The 26549-nt window shown below is 50.2% G+C and carries 27 protein-coding genes; 4 read left to right on the top strand and 23 right to left on the bottom strand.

Annotation, left to right across the window (positions count from 1 at the left end):
* Positions 1-39: 39 nt before the first annotated feature.
* From fliB to LK536_RS38925, 10 genes are all read right to left on the bottom strand, one after another.
* Complete coding sequence (fliB, locus tag LK536_RS38970) at positions 40-1215, bottom strand: flagellin lysine-N-methylase (RefSeq protein WP_227795499.1); 1176 nt, start codon at positions 1213-1215, stop codon at positions 40-42.
* A complete protein-coding gene (locus LK536_RS38965) occupies positions 1212-1778 on the bottom strand; it encodes a methylated-DNA--[protein]-cysteine S-methyltransferase (RefSeq protein ID WP_227795500.1) in 567 nt (188 codons plus the stop codon). The genes fliB and LK536_RS38965 overlap by 4 nt, the downstream gene beginning before the upstream one ends.
* Before the next feature lie 64 nt (positions 1779-1842).
* Positions 1843-2442: an HD domain-containing protein gene (locus LK536_RS38960; RefSeq protein ID WP_008717619.1), complete on the bottom strand. Its 600-nt coding sequence runs from the start codon at positions 2440-2442 to the stop codon at positions 1843-1845.
* Between the two features lie 261 nt (positions 2443-2703).
* Positions 2704-3837, bottom strand: a complete 1134-nt coding sequence (locus LK536_RS38955) for a mandelate racemase/muconate lactonizing enzyme family protein (RefSeq protein WP_227795501.1) — start codon at positions 3835-3837, stop codon at positions 2704-2706.
* The gene (locus LK536_RS38950) at positions 3834-5411 is read right to left on the bottom strand and encodes a BCCT family transporter (protein ID WP_227795502.1); all 1578 of its coding nucleotides are present in this window, start codon (positions 5409-5411) and stop codon (positions 3834-3836) included. The genes LK536_RS38955 and LK536_RS38950 overlap by 4 nt, the downstream gene beginning before the upstream one ends.
* Positions 5412-6638: an MFS transporter gene (locus LK536_RS38945; RefSeq protein ID WP_025486640.1), complete on the bottom strand. Its 1227-nt coding sequence runs from the start codon at positions 6636-6638 to the stop codon at positions 5412-5414. It lies immediately after the preceding gene.
* A 5-nt stretch (positions 6639-6643) separates the two neighbouring features.
* The gene (locus tag LK536_RS38940) at positions 6644-8071 is read right to left on the bottom strand and encodes a HAMP domain-containing sensor histidine kinase (protein WP_227795503.1); all 1428 of its coding nucleotides are present in this window, start codon (positions 8069-8071) and stop codon (positions 6644-6646) included.
* Positions 8068-8736 carry a response regulator transcription factor gene (locus tag LK536_RS38935; RefSeq protein ID WP_025486638.1) on the bottom strand — a complete coding sequence of 223 codons (669 nt, stop codon included), beginning with the start codon at positions 8734-8736 and terminating at the stop codon, positions 8068-8070. The genes LK536_RS38940 and LK536_RS38935 overlap by 4 nt, the downstream gene beginning before the upstream one ends.
* A 101-nt stretch (positions 8737-8837) precedes the next feature.
* Complete coding sequence (locus tag LK536_RS38930) at positions 8838-10007, bottom strand: MalY/PatB family protein (RefSeq protein ID WP_025486637.1); 1170 nt, start codon at positions 10005-10007, stop codon at positions 8838-8840.
* A 13-nt stretch (positions 10008-10020) separates the two neighbouring features.
* Entirely contained in the window at positions 10021-11259 is a 1239-nt protein-coding gene (locus LK536_RS38925; protein WP_227795504.1) for an MFS transporter, read from the bottom strand.
* 291 nt (positions 11260-11550) lie between these two features.
* On the opposite strand from LK536_RS38925, the gene LK536_RS38920 reads away from it, so the two are divergent.
* Positions 11551-12693 carry an aldo/keto reductase gene (locus tag LK536_RS38920; protein ID WP_227795505.1) on the top strand — a complete coding sequence of 381 codons (1143 nt, stop codon included), beginning with the start codon at positions 11551-11553 and terminating at the stop codon, positions 12691-12693.
* A gap of 65 nt (positions 12694-12758) precedes the next feature.
* Here the strand turns inward: LK536_RS38920 and LK536_RS38915 are convergent, their stop codons facing one another.
* The 4 genes from LK536_RS38915 to LK536_RS38900 are packed head-to-tail and all read right to left on the bottom strand — an operon-like array spanning position 12759 to position 16728.
* On the bottom strand, positions 12759-14030 hold the full coding sequence (locus LK536_RS38915) for a TRAP transporter large permease (RefSeq protein ID WP_008717628.1): 1272 nt from the start codon (positions 14028-14030) through the stop codon (positions 12759-12761).
* Positions 14024-14509, bottom strand: coding sequence for a TRAP transporter small permease (locus LK536_RS38910; RefSeq protein WP_008717631.1), 486 nt, complete (start codon positions 14507-14509; stop codon positions 14024-14026). Before LK536_RS38910 ends, LK536_RS38915 begins: the two co-directional genes overlap by 7 nt.
* An 8-nt stretch (positions 14510-14517) precedes the next feature.
* Positions 14518-15615: a TRAP transporter substrate-binding protein gene (locus LK536_RS38905; protein ID WP_227795506.1), complete on the bottom strand. Its 1098-nt coding sequence runs from the start codon at positions 15613-15615 to the stop codon at positions 14518-14520.
* A 21-nt stretch (positions 15616-15636) separates the two neighbouring features.
* A complete protein-coding gene (locus LK536_RS38900; RefSeq protein ID WP_227795507.1) occupies positions 15637-16728 on the bottom strand; it encodes a mandelate racemase/muconate lactonizing enzyme family protein in 1092 nt (363 codons plus the stop codon).
* Positions 16729-17089: 361 nt separating this feature from the next.
* Between LK536_RS38900 and LK536_RS38895 the strand changes: the two genes are divergently transcribed.
* Entirely contained in the window at positions 17090-17785 is a 696-nt protein-coding gene (locus tag LK536_RS38895; protein ID WP_025486632.1) for a GntR family transcriptional regulator, read from the top strand.
* 199 nt (positions 17786-17984) lie between these two features.
* On the opposite strand, the gene LK536_RS38890 is transcribed toward LK536_RS38895, so the two are convergent.
* The 4 genes from LK536_RS38890 to LK536_RS38875 all read right to left on the bottom strand — a co-directional run bounded on the left by LK536_RS38890 (position 17985) and on the right by LK536_RS38875 (position 20368).
* Positions 17985-18509 (bottom strand): flavodoxin domain-containing protein, encoded by a 525-nt coding sequence (locus LK536_RS38890; RefSeq protein WP_227795508.1) that lies wholly within the window; start codon positions 18507-18509, stop codon positions 17985-17987.
* A gap of 53 nt (positions 18510-18562) precedes the next feature.
* A complete protein-coding gene (locus tag LK536_RS38885) occupies positions 18563-19003 on the bottom strand; it encodes a BdrN protein (RefSeq protein WP_130789832.1) in 441 nt (146 codons plus the stop codon).
* Positions 19004-19068: 65 nt separating this feature from the next.
* On the bottom strand, positions 19069-19635 hold the full coding sequence (locus tag LK536_RS38880; protein WP_227795509.1) for a DUF3795 domain-containing protein: 567 nt from the start codon (positions 19633-19635) through the stop codon (positions 19069-19071).
* A gap of 19 nt (positions 19636-19654) precedes the next feature.
* Complete coding sequence (locus tag LK536_RS38875) at positions 19655-20368, bottom strand: metallophosphoesterase (protein WP_025486629.1); 714 nt, start codon at positions 20366-20368, stop codon at positions 19655-19657.
* A gap of 247 nt (positions 20369-20615) precedes the next feature.
* Between LK536_RS38875 and LK536_RS38870 the strand changes: the two genes are divergently transcribed.
* Positions 20616-20849, top strand: a complete 234-nt coding sequence (locus tag LK536_RS38870; RefSeq protein WP_227795510.1) for a PF20097 family protein — start codon at positions 20616-20618, stop codon at positions 20847-20849.
* Between the two features lie 72 nt (positions 20850-20921).
* On the opposite strand, the gene LK536_RS38865 is transcribed toward LK536_RS38870, so the two are convergent.
* The 3 genes from LK536_RS38865 to LK536_RS38855 form a co-directional block, all read right to left on the bottom strand.
* Positions 20922-21941: an SDR family oxidoreductase gene (locus tag LK536_RS38865; RefSeq protein ID WP_227795511.1), complete on the bottom strand. Its 1020-nt coding sequence runs from the start codon at positions 21939-21941 to the stop codon at positions 20922-20924.
* 184 nt (positions 21942-22125) lie between these two features.
* A complete protein-coding gene (locus tag LK536_RS38860; RefSeq protein ID WP_008717648.1) occupies positions 22126-22998 on the bottom strand; it encodes a methionyl aminopeptidase in 873 nt (290 codons plus the stop codon).
* A 62-nt stretch (positions 22999-23060) separates the two neighbouring features.
* A complete protein-coding gene (locus tag LK536_RS38855) occupies positions 23061-23780 on the bottom strand; it encodes a hypothetical protein (RefSeq protein ID WP_227795512.1) in 720 nt (239 codons plus the stop codon).
* A 190-nt stretch (positions 23781-23970) separates the two neighbouring features.
* On the opposite strand from LK536_RS38855, the gene LK536_RS38850 reads away from it, so the two are divergent.
* A complete protein-coding gene (locus LK536_RS38850) occupies positions 23971-24201 on the top strand; it encodes a hypothetical protein (RefSeq protein WP_008717650.1) in 231 nt (76 codons plus the stop codon).
* 96 nt (positions 24202-24297) lie between these two features.
* Here LK536_RS38850 and ahpC read toward each other — a convergent pair whose 3' ends face one another.
* Entirely contained in the window at positions 24298-24861 is a 564-nt protein-coding gene (ahpC, locus tag LK536_RS38845) for an alkyl hydroperoxide reductase subunit C (protein ID WP_008717653.1), read from the bottom strand.
* Between the two features lie 228 nt (positions 24862-25089).
* Complete coding sequence (gene eno / locus LK536_RS38840) at positions 25090-26385, bottom strand: phosphopyruvate hydratase (protein WP_227795513.1); 1296 nt, start codon at positions 26383-26385, stop codon at positions 25090-25092.
* Positions 26386-26549 lie beyond the last annotated feature (164 nt).

The raw sequence follows: 26549 nt of genomic DNA, 5'->3' as shown, positions 1-26549 counted from the left end.
TCAAACATCCCCAATCCCCTTTCTTACCCCAGTTCCGATTCAGCTGTTCACCGCGTTCAGCAGATGTTCCAGTGAAAACGCCTTCCCCTTCGCCATCCAGTCCTCCAGGCGTCCCTTATTGATATCTGAATGCTCCACCTCCCTTGAGAAGCAGTGGGCAACATCCACAAAATCCAGGAATTCCAGCTGTCTCCCATTCTGCTGCCAGACAGCCAGCGCCAGTTCCTCAATTAACAGGGTGCAGGCTGCAGCCATTTTCATTTTCCTGAAAGGACTGTTGTTATAGACCGCGCCGCAGAAATAGGTAAATACAAAGTAAACCATGAGCTGTTCCCTCCACAGCGGCAGTTTCTTTCCCGCCGGACCATTCAGGAACGCCGTCCTCATTTCCCCATACACAGTCTCCCCTTCACCGTACAGGGTCCTGTCCGCCCGGCTGGCAAAGTCCGGCCAGTCCTGTCCCAGGACCTCCAGATCTTTAAAAATCCCGAACATCTCCTTCACGATGCCATAACGCGCCACCTGGGTCATCCGGTAATCCGCCAGTTTCCTATGGAAAAATCCGTCCCGCTCCTGTATCGCACGGTAATCATCACTGCTGCCTGCGTACCGCATGAGCAGTGCATCCGCATCAAACAGGCGCCCCTGCCGTATGCGCCGCTCCAGGTCATGGGCCAGTGCAAGGCATATGGAAATACGCATGCTGATGTCCATTGACCTGTCCTGCAGTAAGGACAACGCCAGCTCCCGTGTATCCATCAGCTTTGTATAAAGGAAAAAATCAAAATCTTCATAAGATTCCGCCTTCCCGTCCTCCTTTGTGATGAACCGCACCGGCTCCTCACAGCCCAGGATAAGCTTTGCCGCCTCAATGCAGGACATGCACAGGGATATTTCCCTGCATCCCTCAAACTCCTCAATGTGTCTTGGATAGGTGCGGCAGGTCCTGCAAAGGTTCTCTGGCCCTGTCTCGGCGTAGATATCACAGAGGTTTTCTTCATTTAAAAATGCACACCGCCCCTCATACTGCCTGAATGAGGCTTCCTTCCAGTCAATGGAGTTGTAAAGGCGGTTTCCAAATGGGCCTTTCATCTGCCGGTAGTTCTCCAGCGCCTTCCTGTCAATCATGATGGCCCACCCGGCGCAGCAGGTATCCGTACAGCCGGATGCGATGCACCGGAATTGTTTATAATAGTGCGGGATTGTGTATATCATTCGCCTCTCCTGCCTTCCAGCTCCAGAAGCATTTTCTTCACATCCATCCCAGCCGCATAGCCGGTAAGGCTGCCGTCCGCCCCCATGACCCGGTGGCAGGGAATCATGATGGATATGGGATTATGTCCCACTGCCCCGCCCACGGCCTGGGCCGACATGGTGGGCCTTCCAAGTAACTCCGCCACTTTCCTGGCGATTTCGCCGTAGGTTGTGCTTCTGCCATATGGGATTTCACATAATATCTTCCATACCATCTGCCGGAACGCGCTGCCCTGGGGTTCAAGGCTTGGAAGGAATCCAGGCTCCTTGCCCTTAAAATATGCATCCAGCCAGGTCCTTGCCTCATCAAACACGGGAAGTTCCGCTTTTTCTTCATACAGACCCGGAACCCTTTCTGATTCCTTAAGCTTCCACACCCCGCCGTCAATACGCTCCAGCATGTTACGGTCCAGCGTGCTTCCATAATATTTCTGTCCCTCTATCCACAGGCCTGTTATGCTCTTCCCATTGCTGGAAAGGGTGAGAAGTCCTGCGGGGGAAGGTATTTTACATGTGTATACCATATAAGCCAGTCTCCTTTTCCTCTATCATGTTTCCTTCTGTTACCTTATCCTTATCTGAGCTTCCTCACAGGAATGTATTCTCCCTGACGCCTGGAAGCAGGTCATAAATCCCGCATCCCATCCGCTCCTCAAAATACTCCTTGATTCCCAGTATCTTCTTCCATCTGGGCACTGTGGAGGGGTGCGTCCCGTATCTCAGGGTCACGTCCACAAACCGCTTTTCCAGAAGGCAGAAGCCGCTGGGCAGGGCCAGGGAATCGCATAACTGCACCAGACGGTCATAATCATCATACACCGCTGATTCGATGAATTGTTTCATGAACTGCCGGTCCTCCTCAGGCATATCGAATACGCCGATGGATGTCCCTATGTCCTGAATCATGAAGGCATGGCTGATGCAGATTTTAGCCGCCTCATCCCACCCATGCTCCATGCATCTGCGGTATCCCTCTATCAGGTGGCGTTCCGATATCCGGCCCGGAAACCGGCCCACGTCATGGAGAAGCCCCGCCACGTAGGCGTGTTCGTTGTCAAGCCAACCGCACCTGGATGCGATATATTCACAGGCCATGGCCACATATCTGGAATGGTCCACCCAGATTCCCGGATTCTGTTCCCCGGCCCATACCAGTTCTTCCTCAGCCCGTTTTCTGTCTGGCAGCATGATAAACCTCCTTGTTGTATATACCAGGGTGTGTTTTCATTTTCCCAATATCTCTGTTCATTGTACTACCAAAAGGGATGAAGGGCTACTCTTTTTATTGTATTATATCCCTGCCTATTATATCCCTGTGTTCCATACCATATGGACATGCGGATGGCAGGAATGGATTTTCAACATCCCTTAACACGGAAAAAGCCGCCGGACGTCCCAACAGACGGCCCGGCGGCCACATCATCATATCATCAGACCTGCGGGAACCCTTTATTCCCCCACATAGTACTCCTTCACCTCATATTCCCTCAGCGCCTCTTCATCCGGCTCAAATCCCAGTCCCGGCTTCTGGGGCGCATGCATGTATCCGTCCTTGTCAATGAGCACCCGGTCCTCTTCCCTGAGGATATAATCCCGGCGGTCCACGGTCCACACCGGAGGATCAAACGGGTATTCCAGGTACTGCGCGTCACTGACCGCACAGGCCATGTGGAGGTTGGCCAGAAGGCCCACTCCATTGGACCAGGTGTGGGGACAGAATACGGCGCCCTTGGACTGGACATAATCCGCAATCTTCCTGGTTCTTGTAAATCCTCCGCATAAAACCGTATCCGGCTGATATACATCGTAGCTTCCCCTGTCCGCCAGATCCCGGAAATCATGCCATCTCCGGTTCATTTCCCCGCCCGCAATCCTCAGGCTGGTCATCTGCCTGAGCCTGGCCAGATTATCGTAGTCCGCATGGTGCAGGGGTTCCTCCAGCCAGTATACGCCGTATTTTTCCAGTTCCTTTGCAACCTTAAGGGCTTTCTTCAAATCCCATATCCGCTCCACGTCCCAGGGCATCTTCCAGGCCTGGTTGCCGTCCACCATGATTTCCATCTTATCGCCGATGGCCTTCCTGACTTCCTCCACCACCTTGATGTCCTCCCTGACATCCTCATGGTGGAAACGGATTTTCATGGCCTTAAATCCCATCCCCACATATTCCTTTGCCTTTTCTGCCCTCTCCCCGGCGCTGATGCGGGCGCCGCAGGAACAGTAGGCCCTCATCTTATCCTGTTTCCCGCCCAGCAGTTTGTAGATGGGCTGTCCGCATTTCTTTCCGATGATATCCCACAGCGCGATATCCAGGGGCCAGCACCTGCCATAATGGAAATCAATATTGTCAATCACCTTATTATGGTTCTCGATTTCAAAGGGATCCTTCCCGATAAAAAACTTCTCATGGCCTGCAAATCCGGTCATCAGATCACCGGAGCCAATGCCTGTTATGCCTTCATCGGTGTGGACATACACAATCGTGGACGCAAATTTCACCCTTGGATTGGGGTCCCATGACGCCAGGAACGGCGGGTCCAGCGGCTTTGCGTACTGTTTGATCTCAATGCCTGTTATCTTCATTTTTTATCCCCCTCTTTTTCATCCTTTTTTGAGTAAATATCAAATTTCCCCGGGTTGCGCATGATTTTCAGCAGGGCCGCACAGGACGCCATCTGCAGGAACATGGAAGGGAATCCCCCGATGCTGGCCAGCGTCTTGGCGCCTCCCACGCCCGTGAATACCGCCATCACGGCCGCCATGGCCCCGATTATGACGCCCCACAGGATTTTCATGGAAACAGGCGCCTCCATCTGTTCCTCCGACATGCCCGAGGTGCACACCGACGCAATGGCATTGGTATTGGAGTCAGCCGCCGTGACAAAGGAAATGAAGGTGGCCAGGACGAACACAGGCACACACAGCTGCCGCAGGGGCAGTACCTCAAAGAGCTTATACACAATGGACTCCGCCCCGGAGGTTTCCAACAGGGGAAGCAGGCTTTCCTGCATATGCATATGGATGGACGTGCCTCCGAAGATGGCGACCCAGACCATGGAAAATGCAGTGGGCACAAACAGGTTGATGATGATACAGTCCCTCACCTTATATCCCCTGGCAAGCTTCCCCAGGAACAGGGCGGTCACAGGGGCCCACGCCAGGTAGCTGGCCCAGTATCCCACCTTCATGTTGGCAAGGCTGGACCAGGCACTGTTTCCCAGGTTCATGGAATCCGTAAACAGGTTGCGCATGAAAAATGAATCCAGCATCTCCCCCACGGATTCCATGCCGAAGTTCAGGATGAAACGGGTAGGACCGAACACGAATAGGAACAGGATGAGGAAGGAAAATATGTACACATTGAAACTGGACAGCCATTTAATCCCCTTCATCAGTCCAGAGGACGCGGAAATCGTATACACCAGGATGATGGCTGCCATCACAAGGATGAGCATCACGCTGCTGTTGGGGATTCCCGTTATATTGGAAACCCCGCCTGCCACGGAGAATGCACCCGTGGACAGGGAACCCGCCATGCCTGCGCACAGGATGAAAATACACAGGGCGTCAATGGCATCTGAAAGCCTGCCCTTGATGGCCCGCTCACCAACCAGCGGGTATATGCAGGCGCCTAAGGTAAAGGGCTTTTTCATATTGTAGTACACGAACGCAAACACGGTTGCGGCCAGGGCATAGATGGCATACGGGGTAATCCCCCAGTGCAGGTACATCTGGGCCATGGCAAATACGGCTGCCTGGGGCGAATCCGGCTCCAGGCCGAAAAACGGCGATGGGTCGCTCATCAGGTACAGCGGTTCAGCGGCAGCCCAGAACATAAGGCCGGCCGCGATGGTGGTGCACAGGCTGATGGCAAACCAGTTGAATCTGCTGAGTATGGGTTTGGCATCCTTTCCGCCTATGACCGTGTCCCCGAACTTGGAAAAACAGGCGTAACAGCAGACCACCACCGCCACCATCCCATATCCGGAGAAAAGCCACCTGAAGTTCCCCCATATCCAGTCTTTTATGTGATTAATGAATTTCAGGAATACGTCCTGGGATACGAATCCCAGAAACAGTACCAGAAGCAATACCAGGAACGGCGGCCAGAAAACCCATTTCCTGAGCCTTCCCTTCTTATCAGTCTTATCTGTCATCTATCTTTTCCTCCTCTTTACAGGATGCGCTCCTGTCAGCATGATCCCCGTCACAATGGTCCCAAGCAGGATCACAACAATTGCATAGGTAAACATTCTATAATAGCCGTCCATTCCCGCATCAATCCAGTTCCCCACCATGCTGTACATGAAGGTATCCGGCAGATACCCGATGGCGGCCACGATACCGACCGTTCCCCCGATACAGGAGGAATCAATGGAATTCTCTGAAATCAAGGCATAATACAGCCCCTTAATCCCATAGACGGCAATGGAAAATGCAATAAAGCCAAAAATCCCCAGCATCAGGGAAGACATGTCATAGGGCTGGATGATGAATACCAGGATGGAGGCCAGCATCAGGATAAAGCCCCCGAATATGATTTTATAGCCGGACCTGGCCCGGTCCGCCAGATAGCCCGCCAGGACCGCGCCCACAATCTGGATTCCGTAACGCCATGTGGAAAGGAACCGGCTGACCTCGATGGAGGAATTGTAGGCTTTCAGGAAAAACGGCGGCACAAAGCTTAAAAGTGCGTACATGGAATACCCCGAAAACACAATCAGGCACATGATCCAGACCCTTGGATTCAATACCACATCCCGAATCTCCTGCTTCAGCGGAATGGTGCGCTCCACATGGATGTATTCGTCCGGCACGACAAGGACCACGCCGATGCCCAGTATGATGTTCAGGATGGCATATGCCTTAATGACCCATTCAAACCCGAACCTTCCCTCCCCCAGCGCCTGAAACAGCAGCTGGATCACAAAAAAGGTCACGCCTGCGAAAATCCCCTTCCCGGCCTCCATCCATCCAAATATCCGCCCCTGTTCGTATCTGCCTCCCAGGTTCTTGAGGATGCGGATGGATGTGGAAAAAAAGGTCATGACCGTGGTGATCCCCATAAGGGCAAATATGATTTTCAGTTCCCCATAATCCGGAAAACGTGAGAACCAGAACCCAAGGATGCCCGTGCCTGCAAAGGGCAGGAACAAAAGCCACCTGGAATTCAGCCGGTCCGAAAGGAAACCACCCGCAACATACATGACCAGGCTCACCGTGGAATAGATACTGGAAAGGACCCCGAATTCCTGGTTGTTAAGGTTCAATGCCTGACAGATGGGCACATAGAAACTGTTTCTGATATAGGGCAGTTCAAAAATCAGGGCCAGGCCGGATACCAGCACCAGGAACGTGCTTATTTTCTTAAAGCTGTCATTCATATCGTTCACTCCTTTGCGTCTGACTTCTCGAAAAGCTCATCCTGGGCCTGGCTCAGATACAGGTACTCCTCATATGGAAAATGAAGCCGTATGGTGGTTCCCTCCCCCAGCACGCTGGATATCCCAATCCTGCCGTCATGGGCCTGGATAATGGACTGGCAGATGGAAAGCCCCAGGCCGATCCCATTCTGGGAACGGCTCCTGGATTTGTCCACCATATAGAATGGTTCCGTCAGCCTGTCCAGTTCCTCCTCCGGTATGCCTATCCCAAAATCCCGTACCGATATCTCCTCAACCGCGCCCTCCCTTGTAACCGCGTCCACCAGGATACGCGAATGTTCCCCGGATGCCTTCACACCGTTGTCCAACAGGTTCACAAGGAGGGTTGCCAGCAATTCCTCATCCCCGTACATATAAGCCTCCGGCCTGTTCCTGTATTCAATCCGTATATCCCGTATTTCCGCCTGGGTCTGTATGGAAATGCACGCCATATTCACCACTTCATCCAGGCACACCCGCTTTTTCTCCACCTGTCTGGATTCCACAATCAGGAATCCCATGATCTTCTTCACCAGGGAATTCAGCCTGCGCGCCTGCATCAATATATAATCCACGGCCTCCTCCCTGCACTCCCCGGTACAATCATAGGATTTCAGCATGTCCGCGTAGCCGATGATGGACGTAAGAGGGGTTTTTACCTCATGGATGAAATTGTCAATGGCAAATTTGTAATTGCGGATATTGTTTTCAATGGCGCCGCACATGATATTGAAATTCCCGGATAATTCGTTCAATTCATCCGTGCCCGTGACCGGAAGCCGGTATGCATAATAATTGTTTGAGACTATCTTTACCGCCTCATTTATCTTCTTAATGGGAACCGTGATGATGAGGGAGGCTGTCAGCATGATAAAGGCCGAGACAACCGACAGGATGCCGCACAGGAGGAACAGGGTCTGGAGCTGGGCATTGCACCTGCCATACACATCCGACAGGTCCCTGACCAGCACCAGCCTTGCCTCCTCCCCGCCCAAGGACAAGGGTTCCTCTGCAAACAGGTAATTCACCTTATTGATGGCTACTATCTCAAGAGGCTCCCTCTTTATATCATAGCCAAAATCATAGCGCAAAGGCTCCGGCTCCAGCCCGAAGCCGTCATATACCTTCTCCTGTCCGCAGAATACCTGGAAGTACGTATCCTCCGGAATCAGTGGATTCCCAAATGCCGCCAGACAGCTGCCGGACTTCTGATACGCCGCCTCCGCCTCCTCCTTCATCCGGCCCGCCATCCAGACAGCCTGGGCTTCCTCCGACTGGAGGTTCCGCTTGTGTCCGGAAACCGTGGTAATGATACCGCAGACAGCAAATAAAAGAATACTGGCAATCAGGGAACTGATGAAAATTTTCTGCCATAATTTCATTTTATAAATCATTTCTGCCCTCTTTTATCCTCCAGGATATACCCCACTTTTGTCACGGTCCTCAGCTCCTCATTCAGCCCGGCCTTTTTGCGCAGACGCTGGACATGGATTTCCACGGTCCTGCTGCTTTCCAGGTATTCCTGCCCCCAGACATGGGCAGAAAGTTCCTCCCGCCTGATTACCTTGTCCTGGTTTTCCATAAAATACCGCAGCAGTTCAAACTCCTTGGGCGTGATTTCCAGCTCCCTGCCGTCCTTATGCACGGCGTGCCGGTCCACATCCATCACGATATCCTTAAATTCCAGCTTCCCGCAGGCCCTCTCTGTGCGCCTGAGCACCGCCTCAATCCTGGCTATCAGGTCCGCGCTCTCAAAGGGCTTGGTGATATAGTCATCGGCACCGGCCCGCAGCAGGCGCACCCGGTCCACAAGGCTGGATTTTGCAGAAACCACGATAACCGGCAGCTGCAGTTTCTTGATGGACTCAAGGACCATTTCCCCATCCACATGCGGCAGCATCAGATCCAGGATGACCAGGTTATACTTCTCCTCCTCCAGCATCACCAGCGCTATCTCCCCATCCTGGGCAATGACCGCCTCATAACCTGCAAAGGAGACATGTGTCTTTATTAATCTGGCAATTGAGATATCATCTTCTATTATGAGTATTGTTTTCATACCACACCCCGCTATTTTCAGATTTTAGTCTAATTATACCAGATAACAATACAATTGTGGGACGGAACCATCAGAAATTCCGTCCCTTCCTTCACAGCCTATTACTTATTGAAAAACTCCTTATACCTTTCATACACGGCCTCCATGGCTTCTTCCAGGACGCTTCTGCTGCACGCCACATTCAGCCGCATGAAGCCGTCCCCGGCAGCCCCATAGATACTGCCTTTGTTCAACGCCACGCCAGCCGAGCGGAAAAATCCATCCACCTGGTCGCTGTCCATATCCCAGCCATGGAAATCCAGCCACATGAGATAGGTGGCATTGGGCTTAACCATCCTGACCTCCGGCATTTTTTCTTCCAGGAAATGTTTCAGGTACATGATATTATCCCACAGGTATGCGTTCAGCTCATCCGTATACGCATCTCCGTGTTCATAGGCTGCAATCTGGGCCGGAACCCCAATCATGCTGAAATCAAAATGATGGTTTGCATACGCAATCTCAAAGGCATCCCGTATCTGTCTGTTGGGAATGATGGCATAGGACACATAAAGCCCGTTGGTGTTAAAGGTCTTGCCCGCCGAGTTGATGGAGGCGCTGTTCATGGCAGTTTCCCGGCTGACGCAGATGAACGGCACATGCCTCGTTCCCTGGTACAAAATGTCGCTGTGGGCCTCGTCGCTTACCACAAACACATGGTTGCGGCGGCAGATTTCCGCCACCCGCTCCACATCCTCCCTGCTCCAGGCATGGGCCACCGGGTTGTGGGGATTGCAGAATATCATCATGGTCGTTCTTGGGTCAGCCGCTTTCCTCTCCAGGTCCTCAAAATCAATGCGGTATCCTTCATTTTCATAAATCAGGGTGTTCTCCAGTATATTCCTTCCGTTCCTGCTGATGATGAGGGAAAAGTTGAAATACACAGGCGGCTGGATGATTACATTATCCCCCACATGGGATACTGCCTCCATGAGCATCTTGATTGCCACGATCAGGCCGGGCGAATAGGTAACCCAATCCGCGTCCACATCCGCATCGTGCCGTTTTTTGTACCAGCGGGAAACAGAATCATAAAATGCCTGAGGCATCACGCCATAGGCAAAGTTGCCCTGGGCGGCCTTCTTCATCACTGCCTCAGTCACTTCCGGCGGGGGCAGGAAATCCGTGTCCGCCACCCCCAGCGGGTAGGGGCATTCCTTTCCTTCCTTGTCCCATTTCCAGCTGTCCGTACCCTTCATATCCTTCTGCTGACCAAAATCATATCGTCCCATATGCCATCCTCCTTTAATCATTCCCTGTCTTCAGGGATTTGCCGTATCTGTAAATATAGAATCCAACCCCGGTTGCAAGTACCAGGAACACGGTTGCAAGAATGAAGATGTAACGGTATCCCTGAGCACCGGGCAGGTTGTCAAGCCATCCGCCCATGATGTTGAAGATGAACATGTCAGGCATGTAACCAAGAACAGAGATCAGACCGGAAGCCGCGCCTGTCAGCGCAAGCGGAATACCTGCTTCCGCCATGGGTGAGAAATAGATTCCCCTTGCGGCAAATACCACAAAGCTGAACAGCAGGGTAAGGGCCACCGGAACCATGAGGAACTCCGGCTTTACCGGGGTCACCAGGTACACTGCCATCAGCGCAACGCCAAGGATGGATGCGTAGGCCAGTGTCTTGGAGCAGGATTTAAGCCTGTCTCCCAGAAAGCCCGCCAGGGGAGCCGCCACAATGCCGATTCCATATGCCCTGATGATGCTGAGCGTGCTGATTGCAACAGAGGAAACACCGTAAACATTGGTCAGATAAGGAATCGCATAGGATGTCGTGCAGTAAACCATGTACCAGCAGAACACCAGCGCACACACAAGCCATGTGCCTTTATGCTTGAAAGCTTCAACCAGATCCCCCATCACAAAGGTTCTTTCCGCCCCGGTCTCCTTTGGGTTCGGAAGAAGGATCATGGTGATGATGCCGACTGCAATGTAGATGACGCCATAGAATATAAGGGTCCCCTTCATTCCTCCCACCTCGGTTGCAGCCACCTGGATGATGCCCATGACGATGAAGCTGGCTATGATGCCGCTGATGCCGCGGATACCCTCGGCAAGTCCGAACATGCGGCCCTGTTCCTCGTCACTGCCCAGGGAACGCACTGTTTTCACAAATGCGGACCAGTATGTAAGGATGGTCGTAACGCCCATCAGCCCGAAAATAACCTTAATCATACCGAATGACGGCATGGTGGAGCACCACAATGACAGCACCCCGCTGCCTATGAACGATAGGGTCAGCAGCTTTTTATAAGATACCTTATCCGCCAGGATACCGCCCGGCAGATAGCTGATCAGGGCCACGGTCCCGTAGATGGAGCTGATGGTGCCAAGCTGGGTATTGGTAATCTGGAATCCCGACAACATGGCGTCATAAAATGCCTCCCTCATGTAGGCAACCTTGTAAATCACACCCGCCCCCAGTGCAATCACGGTCAGAAGAAAATACTTTTTGAATGTTTCACCTTTCATACATTTCACCTTCCCTAATTATTATTCAGCATTTTCACATCCGTATATGGAATGTTTAATACCCTGGGCATATATTAGCAGTTATTACCTGATCCATGTGGTTCCGTAGCAGAATATTATCTATTTTGTTGCAACTTTGATGCATTTCCAGAAAATGTATGGGTTTTATTGATATCAGACAGCCCCATCTCCTGCTTCCCATCCGGCCTGGATCCTGATATGATTATAAGTATCATGAACAAACAGATAAGCTGGGGCATGTTTAAAATGCCTCAGGAAAGGAGCCACTGCATGAGATACAGAAAACTGGGCGGCACAGGACTTGAGGTAAGCGAAATCGGACTGGGGGCGGAATGGCTGGAACGCCATGATACAGAAGAGGTGAGGCAGGTTGTTGCCTATTGTGAGGAAAAGGGAATCAATATACTGGACTGCTGGATGTCGGAGCCGAATGTCCGCTCCAACATCGGGGCTGCCATCAGGGGCCGCAGGGAGCGCTGGATCATCCAGGGACACCTGGGTTCCACCTGGCAGGACGGCCAATATGTGAGGACCAGGGACCTTGAGAAGGCCAAGGCGGCATTTGCAGACCTGCTTAAACGCCTTGGGACGGATTATATTGATCTGGGGATGGTCCACTTTGTGGATGAAATTGCGGAATACCACAGAATCATGGACGGGGAGTTTTACGCCTATGCAAAGGAACTGAAGGAGCAGGGCGTGATCCGGCACATCGGCATGAGCACGCATAATCCGGCCGTCGCAAAGCTGGCAGCGGAGAGCAGGCGGATTGAGATGATCCTCTTCAGCATCAATCCGGCCTTTGACATGCTTCCTGCCAGCGAGAACATGGAGGATTATTTTAAGGAAACTTACGATGAGCAGTTAGGCGGGATTGCGCCGGAACGGGCAGAACTGTACAAGATCTGTGAAAAGAACAACATCGGGATTACGGTCATGAAGGGTTATGCGGGCGGACGGCTGTTCTCAGCAGAAACCTCACCCTTCGGCGTGGCGCTGACCCCGGTACAGTGCCTGCATTACGCCCTGACCAGGCCCGGGGTTGCCAGCGTGATGGTTGGATATGATACCGTAGGGCATGTGGACGAGGCGGTTGCATACGAGACCGCCACCGAAGAAGAAAAAGACTATGCCACCGTACTGTCCAAGGCGCCCGCCCATGCTTATTACGGGCAATGCACCTACTGCGGCCACTGCGCGCCCTGTCCGGCCGGCATCGACATCGCGATGGTCAATAAATTGTATGACCTGGCTGTGATGCAGCCGGAGGTCCCTGCCGCGCTGAAAGCCCATTACGATGGACTGTCTGCCAACGGCAAGGACTGTGTCGGCTGTAAGGGATGCGAGGAACGGTGTCCGTTCGGGGTGGCTGTGGCTGAAAGGATGGAACAGGCGGCTGATTTGTTCCGGTAATTCCGTCCGGGCCAGCCCTTTCATAATCCTCTTAATGATGGCCGTGAAGCCTGGGCACATCTACATTAATAAGGCACAGGCAGCCCGGGATTCACCGCCATCAGATATGTATACACAATAATCAGCAGGATAACCCCGGCGGACACAACGATATACGGGATGATTGCTTTTGATATCTTTTCAATGGATACGCCGGACACGCCGGACAGCACAAACAGCACCATCCCCACCGGAGGCGTTACCAGGCCGATCAGGAGGTTCAGTACCATTATGATGCCGAACATGACCGGGTCAATCCCAAGCGCCGTGATGAACGGAAGCAGTACCGGCGTCATGATGACAATTGCCGGGGTAATATCCATGAACAGGCCGATGAACAGCAGTATGACGCTGACAATGACAAGGGCCATCATCGGGTTATCCGTCAGATTCATTAAATATACCGCCACGGTCTGGGGTATCTGTGAAAATGTAAGGATCCATGAAAACAGTGTGGCCGATGCAATGATGAACAGCACCCCAACCGTCACATCCAATGTCTGCCGGATTACGGACGGCAGCTCCTTCAGCGTGATGCTCTTATATAAAAATCCCAGAAGTATCCCATATACAACGGCTATGACCGCTGCTTCCGTCGGCGTGAAAATCCCGGCAATAATCCCTCCCCTGATGATTACAGGAAGAAGCAGCGCCCAAAAAGACCATTTCAGGCATTTCCATATTTCTTTTAATGTCGCCCGTTTCCGCTTTTCATAGCCCTTGTTCTTACAGATGCAATAGTTAACAGCCATCATTGCAATAGCCAGCAGGATTCCCGGAAGGATTCCTGCCGTAAACAGGTCCCCTACCGATACGGAAGCAGTAACGCCGAAAATAACCAGCGGAACGCTTGGGGGGATGACAGGTCCGATCAGGGAGGATGCCCCTGTTACTGCCAGGGAAAAATCATCATCATAGCCTCCGTCCTTCATGGCCTGCAGCTCGATTGCCCCCAGTCCCCCTGTGTCCGCGATTGCACTGCCGCTCATCCCTGCAAAAATCACGCTGGCCAACACATTGGAATGTGCCAGCCCGCCTGTAAAATGCCCTACCAGATGGTCTGCAAAGGAGAATATACGCTTTGTGATTCCTCCCTGGTTCATGATATTTCCCGCCAGGACAAAAAAGGCAACGGCCAATAAGGGAAAGGAATCCACCCCCGCAGCAAGCCTTTGGGCAATCAGTTCCAACGGCAGTCCATAGACCACCATATATGCCACCGAGCTGATGAACATGCTCATGGCAATGGACGCTCCCATTAACAGCAACAGGAAAAAAAGTCCAAATAAAATCAGCATCCGTCTTTCCTCCTTTGCAGTATTTTCCTGATATCACTGACAATCATGCCCATATCGTATGCCATGTAAATCACAGCCCCCACCGGTATGACCAGGTAGACCAGCTGCATGGGCAGCTCCATTGCAGTTGAAACAACATTCTGGTGGGCAAGAAACTGCAGGGAGGTCCGAAACAGCACTATGAATGCCAGGAATCCCGCCACATCCACAATGAGTCCGCAGAGCGCCTTAAGGACCGGTGGCAGCCTGTCCTTAAGGAGCGTCATCCCGATATGGGAACCTCTGCGGATCCCGTATCCAATACCAAGGAACGTGATCCATATCTGGAGATACCTTGCCAGCTCCTCAGCCCATTTGAGAGGAGCCGAAAAAAAGGTGCGCATGATAATCTGGACAAACAGAACGATTCCCATCACGGCAAGGCACAATATCAAAGAATATTCTTCCAGTTTATGTAAGCCACTAATCAACCTTTTCATAACCTACCTCATTCAACGGCGCGTATCTTATCAACAAGTTCCTGGTCAAAATCATCATATATGAACGCCGTCATTTCCCTGAATGCTTCTTTGTCCACATCGTCAATGATTTCCATACCGTTGTCCTCCAGCTGCCGGATATATGTATCCTCAGCCTCAAATGCCTTATCATCAATCCATGCCGACGCTTCCCTGGCAGCCTCGGTTACCGCCGTCCTGTAAGTCTCAGGCATGGATTCCAGTGTCTTTGTGCTGGCGTAAAGGGCATTGGCCCCCATAATATGCTCTGTCTTAATAAGGTAATGCTGGACCTGGTCGAATTTATTGGCAGCAATTGTGGCCAGTGGATTCTCCTGCCCGTCAATGACCCCCTGCTGCAGGGAAAGGAAGACTTCGCTGAAAGCCATGGGAGTTGCCACTGCCCCCATTGCAGTCAGGGTGTCAATATAAAGCTTCTGGTCCGGCACCCGTATGTTCAGCCCCTTCATGTCTTCCGGGCCGGACACCGGCTTGTCCTTTGTTGTCAGGTACCTGGCTCCATAGTAAAATGCCCCGATTCCCCTGGCTCCCATGTGTTCTTCCATTTCATCAAACATGGAATACACCGCATCGCTGTTTAAAATCCGTACCAGATGTTCCCTGTCATCCGCAATATACGGAGCGTCCAGGATTCCTATGTCCTGATACTTTTTCGCCGGTTCCCCAAATCCAATGATTGCAAAGTCAATGGAGCCGATTTCCACTGCGTCGAATATCTCCTTTTCATTCCCAAGCTGGGAAGCAGGAAACACACTCACGGTCACATGACCATCTGTTTTTTCCTTTACAAGCCTTGCAAACTCCTCCGCCCCCATTCCGTTCGGATGGTCGATGGGCATGATATGGGCCAGCTTCAGTTCAGCGTGATAATCGTTTCCTGCTTCCGCAGCAGCCCCGCTGGTTCCGGCCCCGTCAGCCACGGCGCTGCCGGGATTTTTCCCCGCGCCCCCTGCCCCATTGCCTGCCGAACCGCACCCCATCAGTGAAATACTGCATGCACAGGCCATGATTCCTGCCGCAAGACGCCTCATCTGGTTCTTCCTCCATACATTTAACTGTTTTGACATAAACCCCTTCTCCTTTCATATCTATTGATTCATTTTTTCCAATTTCTCCCAGTCAAATTCCACTCCGGTTCCGGGCAGGTCCGACGGTTCCAGGTATCCTTCCCTGATAATCAGCGGCCGCTTCGTATACTGCCAGATTGGGAAGCTGTGGAACTCAATATATCCTCTGTTTTCCAGGCCTGCCAGTATGTTGACGTGCAGCTCCTGCATACCGTGTGAGTGGACCTTTAAGTGATATTGTCCGGCCAGCCCTGCCACCTTTATAAATCCGGTAATCCCTCCTGCATTCGAGGCATCGGGTATGGGACATTTGATGTGTCCAATCCGCAGCGCCATCTCATGCTCATAAATGGTGTGCAGGTTTTCCCCCATGGCAATGGGTATGGATGTGGCCTGCCCGATTCTTGCATAAGCCTCATAATCATCCGGATCCGTGGGTTCCTCCAGCCACGTGATGCGGAACTCCTCCAGACGCTTTGCCATCTCAATGGCAGCCGCTTCATCCCAGGCCATATTGGCATCCACCATGAAAACAGCCTTATCCCCTATGAGGCGGCGCACCGCCCGCACCCTGGCAATATCCTCATCCCCATCCTGTCTGCCCAGTTTAATCTTAAATGCATTGTGTCCCTGTCCCATCTGGCCTTCAATCTGGCTTAGCAGCTCCTTCTCCGTCAGCATTAAGTCAATACCGCCATAGTAGACAGGCACTTTCGATGATGGATTACCTAAATACCCTGACAGACCCATCCCTTTCTGTTTCAGCATTGCATCCCAGAATGCAATATCCAACGCGGAAATGGCAAAGGAGGCAATCCCTCCCCTGGCAACATAGTGGATTCCCCACGCCATCATCTGGTTCATGGTTTCCGGGCATTGCATTTCCTTTCCAATCAACAGCGGCGTTAAGTCCTTCTCTATCATAACCGCAATGGCCGCCCCGCCAATACCGCCCGTATATGTATATCCCACCCCCTTTACTCCGCTTTCCAGCATCACTTCAACCGTGATTACCTCGAAAAAGTTATGCTTTCCGTGGATTGCATCCACCAGATTACCTTCCAGCGGCAGTCTGAAATACCTTGTATCAATTGATATGATTTTGCCGTACACCTGATTTCTCCTTTCCCAGCCTTGAGGAGCGTTTAAAAATATATTTCCGCCGCTGCAAAGGCCATCAAATCCGGAAAAATATTTATGTATTTTATTTTTCCTATATTTTTATTTTATTGTATACTATAATATCAAATTAATCAAGTATTTTTGTATACTATTTCATAAAACCCAATACAAAGTATTCTGTCCTGCTATAATCAGTTCATTTTTTAACACTACACGCCAAATTATTTTTATATTTTGCTCTTTTATGTATACATAAACCTCATCCAATTCATTAGTATGTTTTATTTTTATGTATACAATTTTCTTTTACTGAGTTAAAATAGATTTATCCATTGAAAAGGAGATAGCTTATATGCCCAGGCTAAAAGGAAATGCCTCCGACACGGCATTAAAAAAGATTGTCCAGAAAATTAATGATTATGAGTTATCCTCAGGAGAAATCGTATCCGACCTGGAATTATCCAATGAGCTGAATATCAGCCGCACCCCGGTCAGGGAAGCAATGCAGCAGTTAATTGATATAGGGTTACTGGAGCGGACAGCCACCAAGGTGGTGGTAAGGTCCATCACCCTTACTGATATTGTGGAAATATTCCAGATACGGGAAGCAATCGAAATCATGAGTGTTAAGATAATCCTGTCCAACGGAGGATTAACGGAAGCCCAGAAGCTGGAACTGATGGATATCCATCAGAATCTGTGTAATGACATTTCAAATGGGAACTTCGACAAAAACTTTTCCGATGACACGGCGTTCCATGAGAAGCTGATAGAATATTCCGGCAACTCACGTATGGAAGACATATCCAGACGCATCAGCCTGCAGAGCCAGAGACTGCGCTGGCTGACCCTTCTTACTCCTTCCAGATACGCAGGAACACGGGATGAACACGAACGGATCATCCAGGGTATTTTAAACCAGGATTTAGACAGCACTGCCAGGGCCATCCAGGAACATCTGCAGGGCAGCCTTGAAAACTATACCCAGATACTTAATAATAACCAATGGATGAAAATCATGAGTGAACTTAAGAATATGAACCCGTAAAGGAACCCCCGGAAGCCGCCCTGCAGAAGCACAAAAGTGGCAGGCAGGCAAAGTGTGTACCACTTTGCCCTGCCTGCCGCTTTTAAAAATAACGATAGCGTAGTGTTTTATTCTCATAATATCATCACTCCGGACCTCCATTTCATCGTTCCCCGCCTTATCTGCCAAAGGCAATCCGAAAAGCCATACCAAGCGGAATTCATTGAACAGCATCCATAATTGGTGACAGGGATTCAAAATTAATGAAATTGACTTTCTTACCGAATGTCTCAATCATTGCTGTTATTTCAGCAGTTTTCTTTTCTTCAGGCAGGCTCTTGGCTTTCCTGTATAGCAACGTCATCATGGTTTTATGTTTAAAGTTCAGCTTGCTATAATCAATCCCACCTCGCAGATGAAATACCTGCGTGTTCTTAAGAATTTTCTCAGGTACTTGTTTACTGATAGACTTTTTTATATTGTCCGTATTTTCTTTATCATTTACATCCGCCAATCCGACTGTTACGATAATTAATGCTGTATCATCGTTCATTGCCTTAACCGTCTTTCTCAAACCTTTCACTCCGCCAGCAAATAAACCGCCAAAATGTATGATAAGGCCGTAGTCTGACAATGACTGCATATCCTCATAATTCATGACAGGAATACCTGTCATCTCTGAAAACCTGGATGCATAAGTCCTTGTCGTTCCATATCCGCTACCGTAAATAATCAGTTTCTTCATCTGTTTTCCTCTGCAACTTTCAATTTTCATTACTGAAAATCAATATCAAACCACTACTGATTCCCTTCAACAACAATGATGTCAGTATTGTTAAGCGCATCCCTCAGCCAATCAAGAAACGCTTGAAAGAAAAGCTTTTTAACACCAGGCATATTTTTCATATCCCGTTCTATTTCTGGAATTATTTTAAGCCAATCGTCTTTACCTATCCAATTATCAAAGCAAACATCAAAAGCCGGTTGAAACGTTCCGTCAAATGGGTCTTTCGTGGGATATATCTGATTGAGATAACCGAGTAATAATCCATAATCCTGCCTGTATATCCGTAAAGGTGCAGCATAACAGTGCCATTCCTCCCAGGCCGGATTCCAATCCGGCCCGGCGGACATTTTGAGAGGATTGAAATCCAATAATATCTTTTCATTTTCCGGTGCGTATAGCCTTAATTCTGTATACTGCTGCTTTCTATAATCGCTGGGCTTAAACCATATCATATAGCCACCTCCGATATTTGCGGCTCCCATTTTGCCGGGGATACTGTAACTGGCTAAATAAACAACTATTTCTTATTCTTCAGCCGCAGCTCAATCCCCCGTTCCCCGGCCATCTCCTCAAACATCTGCACGGCCCGGGCAGCCCGTTCCTTCACATTCCCCTCTTCCACAACCGTCTGTTCCCGGATGCGCCCAACCACAGCCTTCACGTCTTCAAGCTCCAGCAGGTTGACCGCCAGACAATAATAATTCTTGCGTCTTCCGTCGTTACAATATTCCAGCAGCCACCGCAGCAGGCCGATTTTCTCATCCAATTCAGCCCGGTATGCATTTATCCCGCTCATTTTTACCTTGTCAAAATCCCTTGTCACATTCCTGTATGTAATAAATGAGTCCTCCGGGTGCTCATCCACATACCGCCTGCAGGGAAATTCCTCACACAGGACACAATATTCCACCCCGCCGTGGCGTTGGCCGCAGTTGATAATGGCGCAGGATGGATGCTTGAGGTAAAATCCCTGCCCGCCGCATCCCGGACATCTGGATCTGCCCTCCGTGTGATACCGCGGGCAAAGGCCGCAGTTCAGGCCGCAGGCCGCGTATTCAGGGTAATCCCTGTAATGTTCCTTCATAGCTGTCCCCCTCCCTTCGTCATCCCATGATTTTCTCCGGCCTGAATTTCAGGTAATCCGCTGAAACCAGCCTGTACTCAATCCCATCCACCTCGCCCAGGAAGCTGTCCTGATACCGGGCTTCCCCGTGGCAATGGGAGTAAATCACCATCTCCGCCCCATATTCCTCTGCCATGCGCGTAAAACAACTTTCCATCTCCCCTATGCTGGTGGGCGGATAATGCAGGAACATGATGAAATGTTCATATCCATCCGCCGCAGCCGACTCAAAGGATATGCGCAGCCGTTCCTGTTCACGTTTCACGATTTTCTGAAAATGTTCCGGGGTGTCCTTTCCCTCATAGCAATACCCCTTGGTTCCAACAAGGGCATGGACCACCTTGGAACAATCCTCATAGGTATAATAGTTGTTCTGCAGGAAAGACAGCTTTCCTTTATACAGTTCATTTAGCAGACGGGTCTTTTTAGCGTCCCAGAACATGTCATGGTTTCCGCGCAAAAGGATTTTCCTGCCCGGAAGGGAGGCAATGAATCCCAGGTCCGCCCTGCTCTCATTCAGATTCCGCCCCCAGGAATGGTCACCCGTAATAACGACCGTGTCCTCTTGATGGATCTGCTTTTTCCAATTCTTTTCAATCTTCTCCACATGGTCCTTCCATTCTTTTCCAAAGACATCCATGGGTTTATCCGTGGATAAAGACAGGTGAAGGTCCCCTATTGCATATAATCCCATATATCACTCCAATTTTCCATCTATTATTCAGGCATTCCATCATTTACAGATAACACCATTTAGTATCATTATAAGATGGATTACGGTAAAATACAACGCATGTATTGCCGGATCCACAAAAGCGGATTCACAGATACGGATCCACAATCGTGAATACCGCCTTCGCAAAAGCCCCTGCAAATCAAGGGATATATTTTTTCCCTCATCTGCTATAATAAGATTATATCTGTCCTATGGAGGTGAGACCATGAAATGTCCATATTGTAATCAGGAAATGAAAAAGGGATATATTACTTCAGATGCGCGCTTGATTGCCTGGCAGAAAGAAAAGCATGAATCGGCAAATGTTAAAAAAGGAGAAGGTATCCAGCTGGCCAAAAAAATCTTTGGAGGCGCAGCCACAATATCAGATGCGTACTGCTGTAAGGTATGCGGTAAAATTATCATCGATTACGCCAAAACAGAGGCTTATACCGTGTAAACCATTCACAGTCCCACGGCAAAGCCCCTGTCTGATGAATTGCCAGCCTGATACCCGGGCCAGAAGCCCGGTCTATCCCCTCTCCTCAAAGGCCCGGTCAGCCGCCAGCTGCGCCTCTATGACCCGGTCGCACCACTGGTCGAACTCAGGGTCCTCCACCTGTGTTTCGGGATGTTCCACCATATATCTGGCAGCCTGCCGGATTCCCTCGGCCATGGAGACCGTACACACAAAATCCGGTACCGCCCGCTTTATCTTGGAATTGTCAAATACCACGCTGCAGGATTTATCGCCCTGAAGCTCTCCTTCCAGGTCATACTGCCTCCCATGCCGTACCAGGAAATCCGTTGTCACATGGACGGTCTTTAAAGGCATTCCCATGGCATCTGCTATGGTTTCATAAATCTGGTTCCATGTCATGCTTTCGTCGGTTGTGATATGGAAGGAATGTCCAATGGCATGCGGATTGCCCATCAGCCCCACATAGCCTTTGGCAAAGTCCGACGCATGGGTCACGGTCCACAGGGAAGTCCCGTCCCCGGGGATGATGACCGGCTTACCATCCAGGATGCGCTTTAATACCTGCCAGTTTCCTTTGGCGCCGTGAGGCGTGACAGGCGGTTTTTTCCCGCAGTGGGTATGGCTTGGCCTCACAATGGTGACCGGAAAGCCATCCCTGCGGTATGCGTCCATAAGCGCATTCTCAGCGTCTATCTTCTGCCGTGAATACTCCCAGTACGGATTGGCCAGCGGCGTGCTTTCCGTAATCCTGTAATCTGACACGGGCTTCTGATAGGCAGAGGCGCTGCTGATATAGATATACTGTCCTGCCACGCCTGTAAAAAGCCGGATATCCCTCAGGGCGTCCTCTGCCGTATAGCCGACAAACTGCGCCACCACGTCATATGTTGTTCCCGCAATGGCCTTTCCCACCGCTTCCTCGTCATGTATATCCGCAACAATGGAATCCATCCCGTCCGGCACCGGCCTGCTGCCTCTGTTTAACAGGGTGATGTCCCATCCACGTTTCAAGGCCAGCTCTGTCACGGATGCGCTGATTGTACCTGTCCCGCCAATGAATAATGCTTTCATGCCAATTCCTCCCTTGCCTTATTAATGTAAAATGTCCTTTGTCCAATGGTTTGATTGTACCACACCTTATACCAATCAACAACCATTCCCGTAATCCGATTCCTTCACCGATTCCTTCAGACCACTGACCTTCATCTGAATATTCAGTCCCCATATGGGCCAGGTTCCCGAACCGCCGGAAATCTCAATATGACATTATCTCATATCCGTCTTCCGTGACCAGAACCTGGATTTCCCACTGGGCAGAGGGTTTCCCGTCAGCCGTGTAGACGGTCCAGCCATCTTCCTCATCCGTGAAGATTTCATCTGAGCCCATGTTAATCATGGGCTCTATGGTAAATATCATGCCTGGGACCATGAGCATTTCCGTGCCCCGCCTTGACACATAGCTGACCCATGGGTCCTCATGAAATTCCAGCCCCACCCCATGTCCGCCGATTTCCTTCACAACCGTATATCCGTTCTGCTTGGCAAAGTCATGGATGGCCTGGCCCATATCCCCCAGGAACCCCCATGGCCTTACCTGCTGAAGGCCGATATCAAGGCTCTGCCTGGTCACTTCCACAAGGCGTTTCTTTTCCTCCGAAACCTGGCCAATACAGAACATCCTGGAAGAATCCGAGAAATACCCATTGTAGATGGTGGACACATCCACATTGATGATATCGCCCTCCTGGAGGATTACATCCGGCGAAGGGATGCCGTGGCATACCTGGTCATTGACAGAGGTACACACGCTTTTGGGAAATCCCTCGTAATTCAATGGGGCCGGTATCCCATGGAGCCGCGTTGTCTGCTCATAGACCCACCGGTCAATCTCTTCCGTGCTGATTCCTTCCTTTATCCTCTCACTGATGTAATCCAGGACAGCGATATTCACCTTGCAGCTCTCCCTGATGCCTTCAATCTGTTCCGCATTCTTGATGATACGGTGGGACGGTATCACCGCTCCCCTGCGGGCATATTCCTCCAGCCTGCTGTCAAAACCGCCGTGGCACTTCTTATACTTCCTGCCGCTTTGGCACCAGCACAAATCATTTCTCCCTAATTTAAACATAGCTGTGACGCTTCCTTTCCTGCTTTCCTTCTACACTTATCACCGGCACGGTATGGCGTACCTCACTTTTCTGATAGCCATTTGATATATTCATGTTCCGTAATAAGAATAGTCTCCCTATTTTCTGTTTGATTATTAAATGCACATAAAACCAAATCCGTATTGCGCCACTCCATAAAGTCTACGTCGTCGTACCGGTCATAGCCATTTTCCAGGTGTTCCTGCACATCCGCCCAGATACCAGGCTCTTTCATCGGATGCGAAAAATCCATAAGTAACGTCCCAAACGGACACGCCCAATAACAGCCTGAAACAGCAATCAGATTCGTTTTCTTATTGTAAGACACATCCGTCCAGATAAAAGTCTCACCTTTTGGAAACGAACCGGAGGGAATATAGTGAAAATCCTGTAATGTATCTAAGTCCAAAACGCTGTATCCATATAAATCCGAGCGGAAAACCAGATATTCGTGGCCATTGCCATGCTCTATCAATTCACAAAATTCGCAATCATCATTCAGATTTTTCCAGGTGTAAAGCACCTTTCCTGTCTCATCAATCAGTTCATTCTCCGTAGCATGGAGCGTATACCCGCCCACCTTACCGCTATAGGAGCATTTTTTCAGATAATAATGCGGGAAAATCATTGTGGTCTTACTATGACGCAGATAATCCGCACAGAAAACCCGCTCCTGCTCTTGGCGGTATGTCCTGTATTCCTGCGAATACGCTACATTTACCATTCGTTTTTTCCTCTCTTTCCCACACACGTATTCTACCATGCCTTGCCACCCATGTCTATCTTATTACCGCTTCTTCCCCCTCTGGCTGACCGGGCTTCCTGCCTTTAAATATAAGCTGTATTTATATACATTATGAAAAAACTTCTCATATGAATTGTTTAAAATTTCCATTTTGGGAGAATCATACTATTAGAAGTTACTGATTCATAGTTCAGAAAGGTAGGATCCAATGGGACGCAGTTATCATTTATCAAAAAAAATTGCAGAAAACCAGGCAATGGAAATCCTAATGGAAATCAATGGTTTTTCTGACATCAAACAGGCCGCTTTCAGTTCAGGGATGGATTATCTGGAGATTGAGGCAAAGGGACATGATTATTCCGAAATCATGAGCAGGGCCGTTAACCTTTTCAGCAAAAAGGCAGATGGCTGTGAGCTGTCATTTGCGCGTTTTGTATAAAGGGAACAGGCACCCGGCCCTTACCATGTAGATGGCGGCCGACATTCCTGTCAGGCCGCCGCCGATTATCATCACACCCATTAATCCTGTTCCGTATTAAATCAAGCCTACCAGATCCAGGCTTGGTTTCAGGGTATCTGCCCCCGGCCTCCACTTAGCCGGGCAGACCTGGTCGCCGTGTTCTGCCACGAACTGGGATGCCTGGACGCGGCGGAACAGCTCGTCCGCATTCCTTCCCACATTGCCTGCAATTACTTCGTAGGCCACAATCCTTCCTTCCGGGTTCACGATAAAGCTTCCTCTTTCGGCCGTGCCGTCAGCTTCAATCATCACGTCAAAATCCCTGGCAAGCCTGCCTGTGGGATCTGCCAGCATGGGATACTGTATCTTCTGTATGGTCTTGGATGCGTCACGCCATGCTTTGTGGACAAAATGGCTGTCACAGGAAACACTGTAAATCTCACAGCCAATCCCCTTAAACTCCTCATACTTATCAGCCAGGTCCTCCAACTCCGTTGGGCACACAAAGGTGAAATCCGCCGGATAGAAAAAGAATACGCACCACTTTCCTAGTATATCCGATTTCTTTATCTCCTTAAACCCGTTGCCTGTAAATGCCTGTACTGCAAAATCGCTTATTTCCTTACCAATTAATGACATAAGCCTGTCCTCCTTTGTCTGTTGTGGTTTTTATTTCATATATATACATTAGTTACAGCTAATTTACTTTTATTTTATCAGTCTCTCCCGATTTTGTCAATAAATAATATTGATAATCATTCTTATTTTTATATTTGATATAATAAATTCAGCCGCAAGGAAATCATGTCCCCCCTTACGGCTGAAAAACCAATCCTGTCATCATGACCGGATTGCATCCAATCGGTTTTATGCCTTGATATTAAACGCATTGATTCCAGGATATACCGCTCCTGCCCCCAGCTCTTCCTCTATCCGCAGCAGCTGGTTGTATTTTGCCACACGCTCGCTCCTGCTGGGAGCGCCGGTCTTAATCTGGCAGGTATTCAGCGCAACCGCCAGATCTGCAATGGTCGTGTCCTCAGTCTCGCCGGAGCGGTGGGATGCAATGGCCGTATAACCAGCCTTATGGGCCATCTTGATTGCCTCCAGTGTCTCAGATACGGTTCCTATCTGATTCAGCTTTATCAGGATGGAATTGCCGCAGCCCAGGCTGATTCCCTTTGAAAGACGCCGGGTATTGGTCACAAACAGGTCGTCCCCCACCAGCTGCACCCTGTCCCCCAGTCTGTCCGTCATCATCTTCCAGCCCTCCCAGTCTTCCTCGTCCAGGCCGTCTTCAATGGAATGAATGGGATACTGGCCAACCAGCTTTTCCCAGTGGTCCACCAATTCTTTGGAAGTAAAGCGTTTTCCGGTCTTGGGCAGCAGGTATTCTCCCTTTGTGCCGCTCTTCCACTCACTGGAAGCAGCATCCATGGCAAGGACAAAATCCGTTCCTGGCTTATATCCCGCCCTTCTTATGGCTTCCATGATGTACTCGATTGCTTCCTCATCACTTCCCAAGTCCGGCGCAAATCCACCCTCATCCCCAACAGATGTAGCCAGCCCTTTTCCCTTTAACAGACCGGCCAGGGCATGGAAGACTTCCGTGCACCAGCGCAGTCCTTCCTTAAAGCTTCCGGCCCCAACCGGCATGATCATGAATTCCTGCACATCCACTGTGTTGGCGGCATGGGCGCCGCCGTTGAGTATATTCATCATGGGGACCGGAAGCCTGTTTCCATTTACACCGCCAAGGAAACGGTACAGCGGAATCCCCATGGCGCCAGAAGCAGCCCGCACACATGCAATGGACACTGCAAGGACTGCATTAGCACCCAGCTTTGACTTGTCCTTTGTGCCGTCCGCCTTAAGCATGGCCTGGTCCACCGCATATATATCGGCTGCATCCATCCCTTTCAGCGTATCTGAGATAACCGTGTTTATGTTCCTGACCGCCTTCAACACTCCCTTGCCGCCAAACCGCGGATTGTCCTGGTCCCTTAATTCCAGGGCCTCAAATTCCCCGGTGGAGGCCCCGCTGGGAGCAGCCCCCCTGCCAATGGTCCCATCCGTCAGATAAACCTCGGCCTCAACCGTTGGATTACCTCTGGAGTCAATGATTTCACGTCCAATTACCTTTTCAATTTCTAAATATCCCATATCATTCCTTTCCCATGGATATCATTTACCTCAGGGATATGCGGGACAGCACTGCGTATCTCTTGAGATGAATCCCCAACGAATCCCTGCGTAAACTTCTATCCCATGTCTGGCTGGTCTGTTGTAATTTATATCTTTTAAGGTTAGTTGCTGCTAACTAAATA

Origin of the sequence: Clostridium pacaense, from assembly GCF_020709765.2 — a bacterium.
GTDB classification, from domain to species: Bacteria; Bacillota; Clostridia; order Lachnospirales; family Lachnospiraceae; genus Enterocloster; species Enterocloster hominis.
Note: the sequence above shows the minus strand (reverse complement) of the source record. Positions and strands in the feature narration are given on the sequence as shown.

Excerpts from the sequence above, each read along its gene's own strand:
- LK536_RS38905 (WP_227795506.1), bottom strand. The coding sequence starts at position 15,615 with ATGTCAAAACAGTTAAATGTATGGAGGAAGAACCAGATGAGGCGTCTT.
- LK536_RS38855 (WP_227795512.1), bottom strand. The coding sequence starts at position 23,780 with ATGGTAGAATACGTGTGTGGGAAAGAGAGGAAAAAACGAATGGTAAAT.
- LK536_RS38910 (WP_008717631.1), bottom strand. The coding sequence starts at position 14,509 with ATGAAAAGGTTGATTAGTGGCTTACATAAACTGGAAGAATATTCTTTG.
- fliB (WP_227795499.1), bottom strand. The coding sequence starts at position 1,215 with ATGATATACACAATCCCGCACTATTATAAACAATTCCGGTGCATCGCA.
- LK536_RS38965 (WP_227795500.1), bottom strand. The coding sequence starts at position 1,778 with ATGGTATACACATGTAAAATACCTTCCCCCGCAGGACTTCTCACCCTT.
- LK536_RS38925 (WP_227795504.1), bottom strand. The coding sequence starts at position 11,259 with ATGAAAGGTGAAACATTCAAAAAGTATTTTCTTCTGACCGTGATTGCA.
- LK536_RS38955 (WP_227795501.1), bottom strand. The coding sequence starts at position 3,837 with ATGAAGATAACAGGCATTGAGATCAAACAGTACGCAAAGCCGCTGGAC.
- LK536_RS38940 (WP_227795503.1), bottom strand. The coding sequence starts at position 8,071 with ATGATTTATAAAATGAAATTATGGCAGAAAATTTTCATCAGTTCCCTG.
- LK536_RS38850 (WP_008717650.1), top strand. The coding sequence starts at position 23,971 with ATGGGACGCAGTTATCATTTATCAAAAAAAATTGCAGAAAACCAGGCA.
- eno (WP_227795513.1), bottom strand. The coding sequence starts at position 26,385 with ATGGGATATTTAGAAATTGAAAAGGTAATTGGACGTGAAATCATTGAC.
- LK536_RS38875 (WP_025486629.1), bottom strand. The coding sequence starts at position 20,368 with ATGGGATTATATGCAATAGGGGACCTTCACCTGTCTTTATCCACGGAT.
- LK536_RS38870 (WP_227795510.1), top strand. The coding sequence starts at position 20,616 with ATGAAATGTCCATATTGTAATCAGGAAATGAAAAAGGGATATATTACT.
- LK536_RS38915 (WP_008717628.1), bottom strand. The coding sequence starts at position 14,030 with ATGCTGATTTTATTTGGACTTTTTTTCCTGTTGCTGTTAATGGGAGCG.
- LK536_RS38890 (WP_227795508.1), bottom strand. The coding sequence starts at position 18,509 with ATGAAGAAACTGATTATTTACGGTAGCGGATATGGAACGACAAGGACT.
- ahpC (WP_008717653.1), bottom strand. The coding sequence starts at position 24,861 with ATGTCATTAATTGGTAAGGAAATAAGCGATTTTGCAGTACAGGCATTT.
- LK536_RS38895 (WP_025486632.1), top strand. The coding sequence starts at position 17,090 with ATGCCCAGGCTAAAAGGAAATGCCTCCGACACGGCATTAAAAAAGATT.
- LK536_RS38920 (WP_227795505.1), top strand. The coding sequence starts at position 11,551 with ATGAGATACAGAAAACTGGGCGGCACAGGACTTGAGGTAAGCGAAATC.
- LK536_RS38860 (WP_008717648.1), bottom strand. The coding sequence starts at position 22,998 with ATGTTTAAATTAGGGAGAAATGATTTGTGCTGGTGCCAAAGCGGCAGG.
- LK536_RS38950 (WP_227795502.1), bottom strand. The coding sequence starts at position 5,411 with ATGACAGATAAGACTGATAAGAAGGGAAGGCTCAGGAAATGGGTTTTC.
- LK536_RS38880 (WP_227795509.1), bottom strand. The coding sequence starts at position 19,635 with ATGAAGGAACATTACAGGGATTACCCTGAATACGCGGCCTGCGGCCTG.
- LK536_RS38935 (WP_025486638.1), bottom strand. The coding sequence starts at position 8,736 with ATGAAAACAATACTCATAATAGAAGATGATATCTCAATTGCCAGATTA.
- LK536_RS38960 (WP_008717619.1), bottom strand. The coding sequence starts at position 2,442 with ATGCTGCCAGACAGAAAACGGGCTGAGGAAGAACTGGTATGGGCCGGG.
- LK536_RS38865 (WP_227795511.1), bottom strand. The coding sequence starts at position 21,941 with ATGAAAGCATTATTCATTGGCGGGACAGGTACAATCAGCGCATCCGTG.
- LK536_RS38885 (WP_130789832.1), bottom strand. The coding sequence starts at position 19,003 with ATGATATGGTTTAAGCCCAGCGATTATAGAAAGCAGCAGTATACAGAA.
- LK536_RS38930 (WP_025486637.1), bottom strand. The coding sequence starts at position 10,007 with ATGGGACGATATGATTTTGGTCAGCAGAAGGATATGAAGGGTACGGAC.
- LK536_RS38945 (WP_025486640.1), bottom strand. The coding sequence starts at position 6,638 with ATGAATGACAGCTTTAAGAAAATAAGCACGTTCCTGGTGCTGGTATCC.